Here is a 15,665-nt window from a genome sequence, read left to right as displayed (position 1 = left end):
GTTAAAAGATAACTAGCACAATTATCGGTAGTGAGATCCGGTTAAGTATCAGAGCTAATCAATAGACGGAAATATTCCGCTTAAATTCGCCATGACGATTAAAAAAGGTTGAAATAAGGGGACATATTCCGCCTATTGACTCTATAAGTACAATAAGGGGTGATTTTTTTTGTATAACCGGAAAACCTCCGCTTATTTCCCCTCAAATCTAGTTCCAAACTGAATGTAACCGGAAAATCTCCGCTTATTTTTCTTTATCGTAGAGTGTGGCAGATTACGATTCTATCTTCTTCTTTCGACTAATCTCAATTTCTCTTATAGCCATAAAGTAGAGTAAGGACCGTCCCCGGTTTGTCCAACATAATACAATTAATTCAAAAACCGGATTGACAAACCAATTAGAATCCTTTACCATAACCCTAATGCTTAAAAGCATCATAACTTTAACTTAATAAAGCAATATCTTCTTATCCAGAGAGGTGGAGGGACTGGCCCTGTGATACCTCGGCAACGGGTTCTTATATGAATACCGTGCCAATTCCATCAAGTCATGTGACTTGAAAGATGAGAAGAGCGGGACATATACATATTTGTGCCTCTCTTCTTATGAAGGGGGGCACTTTTTATTTTCTGCCAAGTCCTTCAAACACAGGCTTCAAGAAGAATACATAGCGAAAGGAGCAAGTCCTGTATGATCAGAGTTCAGAATGTTACGAAAGTATTCGAGACGAAGGATGGCCCATTCACCGCTTTAAAAAATGTTTCCTTCGAAGTGAAGAAGGGAGAGATTTATGGTGTGATCGGATTCAGCGGAGCGGGAAAAAGCACGCTTGTCCGCTGTCTCAATTTTTTAGAGAAACCATCATCGGGTGATATTTTCATAGAGGGGCGCAGCCTGAAAGATCAGTCGGCAATCGATCTGAGGAAAGAGCGGCACCGCATCGGGATGATCTTTCAGCACTTCAATCTGTTTCAATCACGGACGGTGGCAGGGAATATCGCCTATCCTCTGAAACTTGCAAAATGGTCAAAAGAAAAGATCAGCGAGAGAGTAAAGGAGCTGCTCGCGTTTGTCGGACTTGAAGATAAAGCGAAGCATTATCCGGATCAACTGTCAGGAGGGCAGAAGCAAAGAGTGGGAATAGCAAGAGCCCTGGCGACATCGCCTTCGATCCTGCTCTGCGATGAAGCAACATCCGCACTTGATCCTCAGACGACGGATTCGATTCTGAACTTATTAAAGAGAATCAACGCGGAGTATGGCATTACGATTGTGATGATCACCCACGAAATGGGGGTCATCCGGGAAATCTGTGATAAGGTCGCTGTCATGGAAAATGGAGAAATCGTTGAAGAGGGTAGCGTCTTCGATATCTTCTCCAACCCGCAGACCCCGACGACGAAAAATTTTGTGAAGAGTGTCATGAATGATCAGCTGCCGGCATCGGTTCTCGACAAATTGAATGACAGCAAAGCAGGGCGCATCTGCCGCCTCATTTTCAAGGGTGATTCGACGGGCACGCCGATCCTTTCCGAAACGGCAAAGAAATTCGATGCCCACATCAATGTGTTATTCGGCCAGATCACGGAACTCCAGGGTAAGCCGTTCGGGAATCTCATCGTACAGATCATCGGCAGCAAGAAAGAAACGGAAGAAATCCTGGATTATTGGAAGAACAGATTATTAGTAAGCGAGGTGGAGAAGCGTGCAAGTTAACTGGGAATTATTCTGGCCAAGAATTATAGAAGCGACATGGGATACCGTGGCGATGGTGTCATTCTCCCTTATATTTGCAACGTTGATTGGGCTTCCCCTCGGCATCATCGTCGTGGTGACGAGAAAGGGGCACTTACTTGAAAATAAAATCGTCTTTTCCATATTGAGCAGCATCATCAACGTGTTCCGTTCGATCCCGTTCATCATCTTGATGGTGGCCATCATCCCCTTTACAAGATTGGTAGTGGGCACATCGATTGGAACGGCGGCAGCGGTCGTGCCGCTTGTCGTATTTGCGGCACCGTATATAGCAAGACTGGTAGAGAGCTCGCTCCTTGAAGTGGAACCGGGTGTCATTGAAGCGGCGGAGTCCATGGGGGCCGGGCCGTGGCAGATCATCTTCGGGATACTCATTCCGGAAGCATTGAGTACACTGGTCCTGAATATTACGATTGCGACCATCGGCCTTGTCGGTGCATCGGCCATGGCCGGGGCAGTCGGAGGCGGGGGCCTCGGGGATCTGGCCATCGCTTACGGTTATCAGCGATTTGAAACATCCGTCATGATCGTGACCGTCATCATTTTAATCGTGATGGTGCAGGGACTGCAGACAGCAGGAAATACATTATCAAAAATCATCAGAAGACGTTAGGAGAGAGGAATATGAAAAAATCAATCAGCCTTGCAAGTATCGGCATTCTAATAATCACCCTTATATTGAGCGGCTGCTCGGGAGACAGTGCATCCGGCTCAGGTGAAAAAGAAGTCGTTAAAGTCGGAGTGAATGGATCTGGGGTGCCGATTTGGGAGTATATGAAAGAGAAAGCAGCGAAGGAAGGGATTGAAATCGAGATTGTGGAGTTTGCCGATTACGTGAGGCCGAACCAGGCGCTGGCCGATGGGGATATCGACCTGAACGCCTTCCAGACGATTTCCTATTTTGATTCTTTCGTTGAAGAACATAACCTGGACCTTGTACCGATCGGCTCGACAATCATCGCGCCGATGGGAATCTATTCGGAAAAATATCAATCGGTAGAAGACTTACCGAAAGGCAGTAAAGTAGCCGTTCCTCAAGAGGCGACGAACCTTGGCCGTGCCCTTCTCCTACTGGAGGAAGCAGGCTTGATACAACTGAAAGAAGGATTTGACCAGTCACAAGGTCTGGAAGCCATAAAAGAAAACCCGAAAAACCTTGAATTCACACCGGTCGTCGCTGCCCAGACACCGAGGGTATTACCGGATGTGGCAGCATCGATCATCAATAATGGTGTGGCTGTTGAAGCAGGGTTCGTACCGGTTGATGATAGCATCTATATCGAAGGGGCGGAATCCAAGCCGTTCATCAATATCATTGCGGCGCAGAAAAAAGATAAGGACAATAAGACTTATAAAAAGATTGTGGAGCTCTATCAGGAAGATGACGTAGCAGAACATATCAAGAAAACATACAAAGATTCCCTGATCCCGACATTCGTGCCGGTCAGTGAATTGCATTAGGAGGGAAAAGAGATGAGTCAACCAGCAGCGATTGCCGATCGTAAAAACAACATCCTCTCAGCAGTCGATCAATTGGCTGTGAAACTCGTGTCGACCAGCCATCAGATCCACGACAAACCTGAAATTGGAAACGAAGAGTTTTTTGCTTCAGAGACCTTGACCACCCTCCTTGCAGCCAATGGGTTCTCCATTGAAAGGGGAGTGGCGGGTCATGAGACTTCCTTTGTGGCACGCAAACATTCAGGGAAAGAAGGGCCGGTCATCGGCTACCTGGCTGAATATGACGCACTGCCTGGACTCGGTCACGCCTGCGGTCACAATATCATCGGGACGGCAAGCTGCGGGGCGGCCATCGCCCTGTCGTCCGTACTCGATGAAACAGGAGGGGAAGTGGTGGTGTTCGGGACTCCTGCCGAGGAAGGCGGTCCGAACGGAAGTGCGAAGGGCAGTTTCGTAAAGGCAGGCTTGTTCGAAGGAGTGGATGCATGCATGATGGTCCATCCGTTCAACCGGACAACGCAGACAGGGAAAACCCTGGCGGTGGATCCCCTTGATTTCGAATTTAAAGGAAGGTCTGCCCATGCGGCAGCTTCCCCTGAAGACGGCATCAATGCCCTCGACGGAGTGATCCAGCTGTTCAACGGCATTAACGCCCTTCGTCAGCACGTGACCGATGATGTACGGATCCACGGCATCATCACCCACGGCGGGGACGCGCCCAACATCGTCCCTGACTATGCAAAAGCCCGCTTCTATATACGCGCTGCAACCAGGGAAGCGTGCAACGAGGTCACGAAGAAAGTGAAAGCGATCGCTGAGGGATCGGCACTTGCCACCGGGACGAAACTGAATGTCATCAAAATCCAAAATGAAGTCGATCACTTTCAGCTCAACCGTCGTTTCGATAAAGTATTCCAGCGCTCCATCGAGTCACTAGGGGAATACTTCGACGATACGGAACGAAAGGGACTCGGCTCATCCGACGCCGGAAACGTCAGCCGGGTGGTCCCGACCATCCACCCCTATATCAAAATCGGCCCCGAATCCCTCGTCGTCCACACGAACGAATTCAGGGAAGCGGCTAAATCCACCGAGGGTGACCGTGCCCTTGTGATCGGGGCAAAGGCACTTGCGCTGACGGGGTATGAACTGCTGACGGATAAGGGGCTTTTGGAGGAAATATGGGAAGAGTTCGGTTCAAGTCAATAAGGATGGAAAGACAGCCAAATCAGGGCTGTCTTTTTGTGTGGAAGATATGCGGCGTTTAATTAAGAATGTTCCAATGTTTAACAAAAATACTAAGCGGATAATGAATGAGAGATTGTATCGTAGAAACCAACGATAGGAAAATGACATGAAAAAACTACTGACAAAGGGAAAATTTTTTTCGAACTATACTGGGAGCAAGCGGTTAAGAAGAGGCTGAACCCGAAGGAAATACCTCAAGCGATACGGCAGAAATAAGTAATCAGCAGGAAACCCAGGAAATGGACGAGCAGGCGGCCGAATTGCTCGGCAGTGAGAAGCTGCAGGAACGAATTCAAAAGGGGATGGATCTCGATTCCTATTCTGCTGAATTAACAGCGATGGATGAAATAGGAGAAACCACCGTCCATGAAAGAAGATTTGAGCGAATAATCATTCCACATCACTAAAAGCGCATTCGAGATTTTTATAAGTAAAGTCCGAACTAATTTACCTTTAAGGAGTCAAATTAGTTCGAATTTTTTATCGATTATTTCAGTGATTTTATTAAAGGATTAGGTAGTGTGGAAGAAATATATATAATGTATTTTTGAAAAGTTTATAGGGATCTGTAGAAGGTGTATTTCATCAGCTAACGAAATTAACAAAGGAGAGCGTTTCTAAGCGCCCTCCTTTTCAATTAAACTATTTTACTAATATCTACGTGATATTACATTAATTCATGTATATCCGAAAAAACACTACAAATACAATTAGATATAATAGAGCATATATCAATCTAAATTTAATTTTCTTAGAATAAAAAATATATATATACATAATTGTTAACACAATAAAAATTAATAGATATATATTTTCCAACATACGCTCACCGCCAATTTTCACAATATTATTTTATCTAGACTTAACTTTATATGTCAAAGCCCAAGTCATATCAAGGATAACACCTTTTCCTTTATTATGCGACTTCATAGACTTCCCAAGGTTTTTACAGTATAACCCTGTGATACCTGCAATACCAGCTACAGGAGGTAACCAGAATAATACTGTACCTAGCGTTTGTTCATGATCTGATGCATCTTCCAATTGTTTAATTGCTTTTTTAGCTTGGGAGTCAGTATATGTAGCTCTTATTCCCCACCAATAAGTTTTGGAAGTATAGCCTTTACTAGTACTAGCACTAGCCATAGCTTGGAATTTAGATTTATTAGAGATTGATAAATCGTCATTAACTACTACTAGTCCATTTTCTACTTGTCTGTTAATTTCTCTAAAAGATTCCTCTAAAACGTCAACTTCATTTTTTGTATATATATCTTGTGGGATATTATGATCTACATATAGAAAACCTTGCTCATCTTTATGAACATAAGGTGCTACTTCTAAAATAAGTTCTGAAGCATCTTCAGTTAATGAAGCTACTTGCAATCCTGTAATTTCGTTTGAAATATTTTCATTTGCATGAGCGATAGCTGATAGAGATCCATTAGAAAATCCTAAAGTTATTATTGTTGTTGCTCCTAAAATAAATGCTTTTCTCACTGTTCAGTTCAGTCCGCCTTTGTATATATATTATTTATCTTTTTTAAGGAGACTCCTTACAAATATTGTGTTTTATTCCGGAATATTTATATATTACCATAATAAAAATCCACCGACATAAATAACGTCCTTAAATAATCCTTAAATATCCAATTCAGAGGATGGTTTTATATCCCAAAAACTGAAACATCCATTATAGGTGGCTTTAAAGGTGAATAAGCTATAAAGTTACCCCTTTGGAAATGGAAAAAGACTCGTTAATAGAAGAGTCTTTTTTGCTTTTTCAGGCTACCACTCAAGAGTTTATAGAGTATATCATTTTAGCCTTTAGATATAGAAGTCCTTTCCTTATGCGTTCTCAAACCATTCAAAATATCTTCCATAGTACTAATCAACCCATCCGCAATAATAGGGAGCGATGTCATATTCGTAGTTGATCAATGACAGTCGGCATCAAACCGGGAAGCTCTTTAATCGCATCGGGCTTACAGTTCTGTTCAATGTCCATTCCTTCTTCAATAGCATTACGGTCAATCAGAAGGAGACGTTGAATCGCCATTTATCCCTATTCAATTCGCATATTTGATCGAGTTGTTCTTCGTTGTAATGATCCCTGCAGGCTTCCAGATTTCTGCGATGTATTTAATTGCGTTCTTTGTATTCGACAGTTCATCGATGAAATCGATATGTATAAACGTGGTTTTGCCTGCTCCTTTCAGGTGCTTCAGACACCCGTCCATAGTAATTAAGTTGTAACAAAATGCTGACTTAATGAGTTTTAAGATTAAAGAATTGCAAACGTTTACAAACATATGTTAATGTATGTGTAACCGGTTACACAATAACCAACAAACGAACAGGAAGTGACAGGCGTGGCAACAATCAAGGATGTGGCGAGTGAAGCGGGGGTGTCGGTGGCGACGGTCTCCCGGGTGCTCAATGATAACGGCTATGTAGGAGCCGAGACGAGGAAGAAAGTGATGCGGGCAATCGAGAAGCTGAATTACAGCCCGAACGAGGTCGCACGCTCTCTCTATAAACGGGAGTCGAGACTGATCGGACTGCTGCTTCCGGATATCACGAACCCGTACTTCCCGCAGCTGGCGAGAGGGGTAGAGGATGAAGTGAGTGAGGCCGGGTTCAGGCTCCTCCTTGGAAACAGCGACGAGAACATTCAGAAGGAACTGGATTATATCCAGACCTTCGTGCAGAACAATGTCGTCGGCATGATCTCTGCGACCAATCATGTGGAGCATGATCAGCTGTATAGTGAATTGAATCTTCCACTCGTCCTCCTTGACCGGATCACGGACAACTATCCGGCTGTTTATGCCGACGGCCGCAAAGGGGGGCGCCTGGCGGCAAAGACCTTAGTTGAAAAAGGGGCGAAGCGAATCACCGTCATGAAGGGACCGGCTCACGTGAAGCCGGCACAGGACCGATTCCGTGGGGCCGTCGAGTACTTAAGCGGAACAGACGTTGATTTCACGGTGATGTCCACGACCTCGTTCTCCTTTGAAGACGCAAAGGGCTGGGCAGAGGAACTGTTCGCCACCTATCCTGATACGGACGGGGTCATCGCGAGCAATGATATCGTCGGGATCGCCATTCTCCATGAGGCCTTGAGGCTCGGGAAAAAGATCCCGGAAGACGTACAGATCATCGGCTACGATGACATCCCCCAGAGCAGCCTTTCCTATCCGGCGCTTTCCACGATCAGGCAGCCGGCTTACGAAATGGGGAGGCAGGCCGCGGCACTTCTGATTAAACTGATAAAAAAAGAAAAAGACATCGATACAACGGTTCAGCTTCCGGTTGAACTCATACAGAGAAATACAACACGAAAGGGATGAAGGAAGATGAAAAAAGCGAAAATTGCCGTGATTGGCAGTTCATCCATGGATCTGGTGGTGACATCAGCGAAACGCCCCGGAGCAGGGGAAACGGTACTCGGCGACAGCTTTGACATGGTACCCGGCGGAAAAGGAGCCAACCAGGCCGTTGCCGCGGCAAGGCTTGGGGCAGACGTCTACATGATCGGATGCGTAGGCGATGACCCTTACGGCCAAGAGATTTTAGAAAACTTTAAGAGAAACGGTGTTCATACCGACTATGTGGAACCGGTTACAGGTCAGAAATCCGGAACCGCCCATATCATCCTCGCTGAAGGGGACAACAGCATTGTCGTCGTAAAAGGAGCAAATGATCTTGTGACACCAGAATACGTCGAGAAAACAGCTGATTTCCTCAAAACATGTGATCTTATCATGATCCAGCAGGAAATCCCCGAGGAAACGGTCGAGTACGTGGCAAACCTTTGCAAAAAGATTGAAGTTCCGCTGCTACTAAACCCCGCACCGGCACGGAAAATTTCGCAGAAAGTCATCGATGGTGCCAGCTACCTGACACCGAATGAACATGAAGCGGATGTGCTTTTTAATGGAATGAAGCCGTCAGAAGCACTGAAACAATATCCTGACAAAGTCATTATCACCGAAGGAGCAGCGGGAGTTCGCTATCATAACGGAACAAAAGAAATCCTCGTTCCTTCCTTCAAAGTCGAAGTGGTAGATACGACAGGTGCCGGTGATACCTTCAACGCCGCATTTGGAACAGCGGTGGCTGAAGGTCAATCAATGGAAGAAAGTCTCCGGTTCGCAAACCGCGCAGCATCCCTTTCCGTGACCGGATTCGGGGCACAGGGCGGAATGCCGACAAGAGACGAAGTGGAAAGGAAGCTGGCAGAATGAAACGACATGGCATCTTGAACAGTCACATTGCAAAAATACTAGCCGATCTCGGCCACACGGATACGATCGTCGTGGCCGATGCCGGTCTTCCAATTCCGTCAGATGTCGTGAAAATCGATCTGGCATTGAAACCTGGAGAGCCATCTTTCCTTGACGTGGTCCAACTGTTAAAGGAAGAAATGGTAGTTGAAACCGTCACGCTAGCTGAAGAAGTCGAAACAAATAAAGGGGTTAAAGAACAAATGACATCATGGTTCGACGGGATTCAGTATGTATCCCATGAAGACTTCAAGAAAGAAACCCATAAAGCGAAGGCCGTCATCCGGACGGGGGAAGTCACACCGTACGCGAATTGTATCCTTCACGCGGGAGTCATTTTTTAAAACAAAGGGGGTAGTAGCATGCAAATCAGCATGAAGAATATCCATAAAGCATTTGGGACGAACAAGGTCCTTGAAGGCGTCGACATCAAGATCGGGGACGGCGAAGTCCATGCCCTGATGGGGGAAAACGGCGCCGGAAAGTCGACCCTGATGAATATCCTGACAGGTCTTCACAAGAAGGATCAGGGAACGATTACCATCGACGGGAAGGACATGACGTTCGATAATCCGAAGCAGGCCGAGGAATTTGGCGTTGCCTTCATCCATCAGGAGCTGAATGTATGGCCGGAGATGACCGTTCTTGAGAATCTTTTCATCAATAAGGAACCGGTTACACAGTTCGGTCTCATTAATACGAGAAAAATGAAAGCGGTTGCGAATAAGCAGTTTAAGAAACTGAACATTTCCATCCCTCTCACAAAAGAAGCGGGACAGTGCTCGGTCGGGCAGCAGCAGATGATCGAAATCGCCAAAGCCCTCATGACGGATGCAAAAGTCATCATCATGGACGAGCCGACGGCGGCATTGACGGACCGGGAAATCGATACGCTCTTCACTGTTATCCGTGCGCTAAAAAAAGCCGGCGTGTCGATTGTGTACATCTCCCACCGGATGGAAGAAATTTTCACGATTTGTGACACCATCACAGTCATGCGGGACGGACGCACGGTGGATACGACGCCGATCCCCGAGACGAACTTCGATGAGGTCGTGAAGAAAATGGTCGGACGTGAATTAACAGACCGCTTTCCAAAACGCCAACCAAAGCCAGGTGAAACGATGCTTGAAGTACGGAACCTGACGAAAAAGGGACTGTTTGAGAAAGTAAGCTTTGAAGTGCGTTCAGGAGAAATCGTCGGTATGTCTGGATTGATGGGAGCGGGCCGAACAGAAATCATGCGCACCATCTTCGGACTCGACGGCCGTTATGAAGGCGAAATCCTCGTGAACGGGAAACCGGTCACCATTAAAACACCCGATCAGGCAGTGAAGCTCGGTCTTGGATTCATCACCGAGGATCGGAAGGATGAAGGACTCGTCCTCGACTTCTCCCTGAAGGATAATATCGCCCTTCCAAGCCTATACAGCTTCACGAAGAAGGGCTTGATCAATGATAAAAGCGAACAGGACTTTGTGGAAATGCTCATCAAACGGCTGACAATCAAGACTGAATCAGCACGAACCCACGCAAAGAACCTGTCCGGCGGGAATCAGCAAAAGGTGGTCATCGCCAAATGGATCGGAATCGGTCCGAAAGTGCTCATCCTCGACGAACCGACAAGGGGAGTCGATGTCGGGGCGAAACGGGAAATCTATCAACTGATGAACGAGCTCACCGACCGCGGCGTCGCAATTGTGATGGTATCATCCGAGCTGCCAGAAGTACTCGGGATGAGCGACCGCATCCTTGTCGTCCATGAAGGGACCATCGCAGGAGAGCTTTCTAAGGAAGACGCAACACAGGAAAAAATCATGACATTGGCGACAGGAGGTCACGCACATGAATAACGCACTCAAAACGAATCACGTCGGCAATCTGATGCAAAAGCTCGGTCCACTACTCGGACTGTTTGTGCTGATTGCGACCGTATCCATCATCAACCCTAGTTTTCTAGAACCCTTGAACTTATTGAATCTATTACGTCAGGTCGCGATCAACGCCCTGATTGCCTACGGGATGACCTTCGTCATTTTGACCGGGGGAATTGACTTATCCGTCGGATCGATCCTCGCCTTATCCAGTGCCCTGATGGCAGGGATGATGGTATCTGGAATCGACCCGATCCTTGCGATCCTGATCGGCTGTATCCTCGGAGCTCTGATGGGAATGGTCAACGGATTATTAATTACAAAAGGTAAAATGGCGCCATTCATCGCGACACTTGCAACGATGACGATGTTCCGTGGGTTGACGCTTGTGTACACAGACGGAAACCCAATCACGGGACTGGGCGACAGCTATGCATTCCAACTGTTCGGAAGAGGATACTTCCTTGGAATCCCTGTACCGGCCGTCACGATGATCCTGACGTTCGCGATCCTGTGGGTGATCCTGCATAAAACCCCGTTCGGCCGAAAAACGTATGCCATCGGCGGGAATGAAAAAGCAGCCCTGATCTCAGGAATCAAAGTACCGCGCATCAAAGTGATGATCTACTCGCTGGCAGGCTTACTGGCAGCACTCGCTGGAGCGATCCTGACGTCACGCCTGAACTCGGCCCAGCCAACAGCGGGTACATCCTATGAACTCGATGCCATCGCCGCCGTCGTCCTAGGCGGGACAAGCCTATCAGGCGGACGAGGACTGATCGTCGGAACACTGATTGGTGCACTCATCATCGGAACGTTAAATAACGGTCTGAACCTGCTCGGCGTCTCATCCTTCTTCCAAATGGTCGTAAAGGGTGTCGTCATCATCATCGCCGTTCTCATCGACCGAAAGAAAGCAGCGTAGGAGGGATACTATGAAAAAAGCATGGTTACTACTTATCAGTTTGTCACTCCTATTCCTGGGTGCCTGCTCCCTGCAGCCGCCGGAATGGGCGAAGCCGAATAAAAGCTCAAATCCTGAAGACATCAAAATCGGACTATCCGTTTCAACACTGAATAACCCATTCTTCGTCTCCATGAAAAACGGCGTGCAGGACGAAGCGAAGAAACAAGGCATGGAAGTCGTCGTCGTCGATGCCCAGAACGATGCCGCCAAACAGATCAATGACGTAGAAGACCTCATTCAACAGGGTGTTGACGTCCTATTGATCAACCCAACAGATTCAGCGGCCATCTCAACAGCCGTTCAATCCGCCAACAGCCTTGGTATCCCCGTCGTGACCCTTGACCGCTCAGCGGAAAAAGGAGACGTCGCTACTCTTGTCAGCTCGAATAACGAAAAGGGCGGCGAAATGGCCGGAGAATATCTGGTCGAACAGCTTGGTGAAGGAGCAAAGGTTGCAGAACTTGAAGGTGTTCCTGGAGCATCCGCTACTCGTGAGCGTGGAGCCGGGTTCCACAACATCGCCGACAAACAGCTTGATGTAACAGCCAAGCAGACTGCAAACTTTGATCGTACGCAAGGATTGAATACGATGGAAAACCTGATTCAGGGGAATCCAGATATCAAAGCTGTGTTCGCCCATAACGATGAAATGGCATTGGGAGCATTGCAGGCGATCCAGAGTTCCGGTCGTGATGTATTAGTCGTTGGATTTGATGGAAATGAAGATGCGATGACTAGCATTCGTAATGGTAACCTGTCTGCGACTGTCGCTCAGCAGCCTGAGAAGATTGGTCAGTTGGCCGTTCAGGCTGGGGCTGATGTGTTGTCAGGGAAGAAAGTGAAAGAGAAGATTCCGGTGCCGTTGAAGTTGGTGACGGAGGAGAATGTAGAGGAATCTTCAGAATAAAATGTGGTGGAAAACCTCTTTCGTGCGTATGCCCGAAAGAGGTTTTTCTATTGTGATAAAACCAGTGGGGAATGTTAAAAAACATGCATATTCTTTCAGGTTTGATCTATCCTGTTCAAGCAGAAAGTTGGTCGAGCCTACTCTTCCTCTCACTATATGAAAGCGCTGCAACTTACTCACGTTTTTGTTTCTTTAAATTTACTAAATTACTAATTACATCTATTTTTATGGTAAAATATAACTAAAATATCCTGAGGTTGTTATATCATGAAAAAAACATTTTATATGACTCAAATTGCATTGTCCAAAAAAGTAGGTTGGTCTGAAGCAAATGGTAGAGGATGGATAAAACATTTTGCAGAGTTTATTCCAGTAAAGAAAGATGGTAGAAAGAAGTTTTTCAATGACGAGTCATTTGATGTTTTGTCTAAAATAAAATTTTTAAGCGAAAATGGTCTTACAAAGAATGAAATATTGAAGATATTTAAAAACAGTGGCATTCCAAGAACAGAACAAGAAACCACTGATTTAATAACAAACAATATATCTGTTAAGTATCATGACAAAGAAATTGCTAATTCTCTTCCTGCTCAAAAAGAACTTTTGATTCCCTTATTAAATGTACTAAGGGATAAAAAACCTTATACCACAACCATGATAAACGACGGAGTTATTGATCAACTTGGATTATCAGAGGAGCAATTAAACATCACCTATTCCTATAGTAAAGAATTTATTTTTGCTCATAGAATGAGATCAGCAAGATACTCACTAAAGAAAGAAGATTATATCGAAGAGGTAAGTAAATATACATATCAAATCACTGAAGAAGGTTTAGAGCTTCTCCATGACAATTCTAAAGAAAAAGAAGATGAAATTGAGGAGCTTGAAAAAGTTGTTGATCCATTTGAAACCATTCAAGAAAAAGTTGAAGAAATTGAGTCTGATTTAATTAAAGATTTAATCGACCATCTTAAACAAGCCCATAGGCGGAGGTTAGAAACGATTGTCGTGGAGTTATTAACTTCAATGGGACATGGTGATGGAGAAGTTACTAAAAGGACCAATGATGGTGGTTTAGACGGCATTATTAAAGAAGATAAATTAGGCCTGGATAATATTTACGTTCAAGCAAAACGGTGGGAAAATACAGTAGGAAGTCCAGAAGTGATGGGATTCTCAGGTGCATTAGATGCTAAAGGTGCCAAAAAAGGAATTTTTATTACCACTTCTAACTTTTCAAAGGCAGCAGAAGAATATGTTGAAAGATTGGTAGATGTTAAGAAAATTGTTCTGATTGATGGAAGGAAATTAGCTAAGTTGATGATAGAAAATAATATTGGGGTTAGTAACAAGAAAAAGTTTGTTGTAAAAGAAGTGGACTTTTCATATTTTGAAGGGGAATGAGATTATTGTAACTGACCATAATACATTTGCGCATTAAGACACCGGGGTATGATACCAATTCCTTAGTGTTTAGCACGAAGATTTATTTTAGGGGATGGAAATGTTAAAGAATAAATTAAGTTTATTACAAGAACAAATGGAGATGAAATTAAAACAGATTCAAATTCGTTAAAAGTAATTTAGGAAGTGCAGATATTGAGAAAACGTTAAGAAATGTCAAAGATTTAAAAACATGCACATAAAGATGCAAAAGGATGCAACTGTATTTGGTAACATGTCAGATATTAAAAGATTTATAGATAAAAGACCATTTTTTTTATTCGCTTTTAAATCACAACTAACATGAGAAACTATTTATAAGAAGATAATCTTATTCAACGAAGAAAACAACTTGTACATTCATCAACAAATAGACGGAATCTATATTTTAGATAGAGGCACTATTACCAACTATGGTGATGGGAAGGGTCAGTTAAGATTTAAATATAGAGACCCAAGTTTACTAGGGGAGTTCGGAGTGGGGTATATACAGATACTTAGAGAACAAGATCCCAATATTTTATTCAATTTATTAGTCTTTCTAAGTACATCTATGCCAAAATTAACATTGCATAACCCAATTAATTCAGACTATTTATTTTCAGATGATTAGGGAAGGTACCTGGATTGATGGTGTCAGAGCCTCGGCACTGTACCGGGGGTCTGACACCGATTTTCCTAGAAAGAGTACATGACTATTTAATGCAAAGGTTAGACTCATTATTTAAAGAATATGGTTATGAAGAGTTGTAAACAAACATTAAAAAAATCTTTAAAAAGAGGTCGTTACGTTGAGGGAAGTTACTGATGTTTATAACCTAATGAAAGAGTTAGAAAGAAGGAGTAAGATAATTAGAAGTTCAAGAATCGAAGCGTCAAAAAGATATAAGGAAGATGATAACTTTTACAGGTTCATCACGATATTTTACTCTATTATTGTTACTGTCGTCTCAATCAGATTTGCTTTTGGTTTGGATACTTTGAATCCAAGCGGGAATCAAAAGCTCTCGATTCTACTTTTAGTTATGTCAGTTTTTGTTACTCTATTTACGATGTATGTATCCATAAAAAATGCTGGAGAAAAAGTAGGTAGATTTCAATCTAACTATATGGAATTAACAAGATTACTTGCAGATATTCAACTTGCTAACACTTCGTATACGAGAGAGGGTGAGTCAGAGTTAGAAATAGTTAATGAAGATTATAAGGAATTTTCAAATAGGTATGCTTCTTTACTTACGCAATCTGATAACCATGATGATATTGATTATTGGAGGGCGGTAAAAAGAGAAGAAGAAGAAAACACTGAAAAAGTAAAAACTGCTGATGAGAAAATAAAGATCTTTAACAGATGGAAGTATCTAAAAAGAGTAATAGCATTTTTATCTGTACCTTTACTTTTAGTTCTTATATTTTTAATTGAGTTCTGTTTAAATAACTTTTGGTGAATGGAGGCTATTACTAAAAACCTCATATAGATCCCTCGTGGTGAACCGTATCACTGGTGTAAGACCCTGGGAACAGTGAATTAGAGTTAATGAGCTGGTGGTCTGACCCCGTTTTTAGTATTAATATATGGTAAAAAGTTAGCGAGGTTAATAATTGAAAATAATATTGGTGTTACAAATAAAAAGAAATTTGTGATCAAGTAAGTAGATTTCGCATATTTTGAAGGTGAGTAAAAAGTAAATTTATGAAGGGAACTTTAAACAAGAGT

At 44.0% G+C, this 15,665-nt stretch carries 16 protein-coding genes and 1 riboswitch; of the genes, 13 read left to right on the top strand and 3 right to left on the bottom strand.

What is annotated here, in order from left to right; genetic code table 11:
* Nucleotides 1-464 precede the first annotated feature (464 nt).
* A riboswitch (SAM riboswitch) is annotated at nucleotides 465-571 on the top strand.
* A 120-nt stretch (nucleotides 572-691) separates the two neighbouring features.
* The 5 genes from ACQKFO_RS19225 (at nucleotide 692) to ACQKFO_RS19205 (ending at nucleotide 4,872) form a co-directional block, all read left to right on the top strand.
* On the top strand, nucleotides 692-1,717 hold the full coding sequence (locus ACQKFO_RS19225) for a methionine ABC transporter ATP-binding protein (RefSeq protein WP_427600436.1): 1,026 nt from the start codon (nucleotides 692-694) through the stop codon (nucleotides 1,715-1,717).
* A complete protein-coding gene (locus ACQKFO_RS19220; protein ID WP_427600435.1) occupies nucleotides 1,707-2,369 on the top strand; it encodes a methionine ABC transporter permease in 663 nt (220 codons plus the stop codon). Before ACQKFO_RS19225 ends, ACQKFO_RS19220 begins: the two co-directional genes overlap by 11 nt.
* 11 nt (nucleotides 2,370-2,380) lie before the next feature.
* Entirely contained in the window at nucleotides 2,381-3,217 is an 837-nt protein-coding gene (locus ACQKFO_RS19215; RefSeq protein ID WP_427600434.1) for a MetQ/NlpA family ABC transporter substrate-binding protein, read from the top strand.
* 12 nt (nucleotides 3,218-3,229) lie between these two features.
* Nucleotides 3,230-4,426 (top strand): M20 family metallopeptidase, encoded by a 1,197-nt coding sequence (locus ACQKFO_RS19210; protein ID WP_427600433.1) that lies wholly within the window; start codon nucleotides 3,230-3,232, stop codon nucleotides 4,424-4,426.
* Between the two features lie 278 nt (nucleotides 4,427-4,704).
* Nucleotides 4,705-4,872 carry a hypothetical protein gene (locus ACQKFO_RS19205; protein WP_427600432.1) on the top strand — a complete coding sequence of 56 codons (168 nt, stop codon included), beginning with the start codon at nucleotides 4,705-4,707 and terminating at the stop codon, nucleotides 4,870-4,872.
* Between the two features lie 445 nt (nucleotides 4,873-5,317).
* Here the strand turns inward: ACQKFO_RS19205 and ACQKFO_RS19200 are convergent, their stop codons facing one another.
* From ACQKFO_RS19200 to ACQKFO_RS19190, 3 genes are all read right to left on the bottom strand, one after another.
* The gene (locus tag ACQKFO_RS19200; protein ID WP_427600431.1) at nucleotides 5,318-5,965 is read right to left on the bottom strand and encodes a hypothetical protein; all 648 of its coding nucleotides are present in this window, start codon (nucleotides 5,963-5,965) and stop codon (nucleotides 5,318-5,320) included.
* Nucleotides 5,966-6,386: 421 nt separating this feature from the next.
* Nucleotides 6,387-6,524: a glycerol-3-phosphate responsive antiterminator gene (locus tag ACQKFO_RS19195; RefSeq protein ID WP_427600430.1), complete on the bottom strand. Its 138-nt coding sequence runs from the start codon at nucleotides 6,522-6,524 to the stop codon at nucleotides 6,387-6,389.
* A gap of 10 nt (nucleotides 6,525-6,534) precedes the next feature.
* Nucleotides 6,535-6,777: a glycerol-3-phosphate responsive antiterminator gene (locus ACQKFO_RS19190; protein WP_427600429.1), complete on the bottom strand. Its 243-nt coding sequence runs from the start codon at nucleotides 6,775-6,777 to the stop codon at nucleotides 6,535-6,537.
* Nucleotides 6,778-6,837: 60 nt separating this feature from the next.
* On the opposite strand from ACQKFO_RS19190, the gene ACQKFO_RS19185 reads away from it, so the two are divergent.
* The 8 genes from ACQKFO_RS19185 to ACQKFO_RS19150 all read left to right on the top strand — a co-directional run bounded on the left by ACQKFO_RS19185 (nucleotide 6,838) and on the right by ACQKFO_RS19150 (nucleotide 15,396).
* Nucleotides 6,838-7,818 (top strand): LacI family DNA-binding transcriptional regulator, encoded by a 981-nt coding sequence (locus ACQKFO_RS19185; protein ID WP_427600428.1) that lies wholly within the window; start codon nucleotides 6,838-6,840, stop codon nucleotides 7,816-7,818.
* Nucleotides 7,819-7,824: 6 nt separating this feature from the next.
* Nucleotides 7,825-8,715 (top strand): ribokinase, encoded by an 891-nt coding sequence (gene rbsK, locus ACQKFO_RS19180; RefSeq protein ID WP_427600427.1) that lies wholly within the window; start codon nucleotides 7,825-7,827, stop codon nucleotides 8,713-8,715.
* The gene (gene rbsD, locus ACQKFO_RS19175) at nucleotides 8,712-9,098 is read left to right on the top strand and encodes a D-ribose pyranase (RefSeq protein ID WP_224939702.1); all 387 of its coding nucleotides are present in this window, start codon (nucleotides 8,712-8,714) and stop codon (nucleotides 9,096-9,098) included. The genes rbsK and rbsD overlap by 4 nt, the downstream gene beginning before the upstream one ends.
* An 18-nt stretch (nucleotides 9,099-9,116) precedes the next feature.
* Nucleotides 9,117-10,607, top strand: coding sequence for a sugar ABC transporter ATP-binding protein (locus ACQKFO_RS19170; protein ID WP_427600426.1), 1,491 nt, complete (start codon nucleotides 9,117-9,119; stop codon nucleotides 10,605-10,607).
* On the top strand, nucleotides 10,600-11,553 hold the full coding sequence (gene rbsC / locus ACQKFO_RS19165; protein ID WP_159362499.1) for a ribose ABC transporter permease RbsC: 954 nt from the start codon (nucleotides 10,600-10,602) through the stop codon (nucleotides 11,551-11,553). Before ACQKFO_RS19170 ends, rbsC begins: the two co-directional genes overlap by 8 nt.
* A gap of 10 nt (nucleotides 11,554-11,563) precedes the next feature.
* Complete coding sequence (gene rbsB / locus ACQKFO_RS19160; protein ID WP_427600425.1) at nucleotides 11,564-12,502, top strand: ribose ABC transporter substrate-binding protein RbsB; 939 nt, start codon at nucleotides 11,564-11,566, stop codon at nucleotides 12,500-12,502.
* A gap of 267 nt (nucleotides 12,503-12,769) precedes the next feature.
* Entirely contained in the window at nucleotides 12,770-13,909 is a 1,140-nt protein-coding gene (locus ACQKFO_RS19155) for a restriction endonuclease (protein ID WP_427600424.1), read from the top strand.
* 830 nt (nucleotides 13,910-14,739) lie between these two features.
* Nucleotides 14,740-15,396: an SLATT domain-containing protein gene (locus ACQKFO_RS19150; RefSeq protein ID WP_427600423.1), complete on the top strand. Its 657-nt coding sequence runs from the start codon at nucleotides 14,740-14,742 to the stop codon at nucleotides 15,394-15,396.
* The last annotated feature ends 269 nt before the right edge of the window (nucleotides 15,397-15,665 follow it).

Origin of the sequence: Rossellomorea sp. NPDC071047, assembly GCF_050270195.1 — a bacterium.
Classification (GTDB): Bacteria; Bacillota; Bacilli; order Bacillales; family Bacillaceae_B; genus Rossellomorea.
The sequence above is the reverse complement of the archived record's forward strand: the minus strand, read 5'-3'. Positions and strand labels throughout refer to the sequence as shown.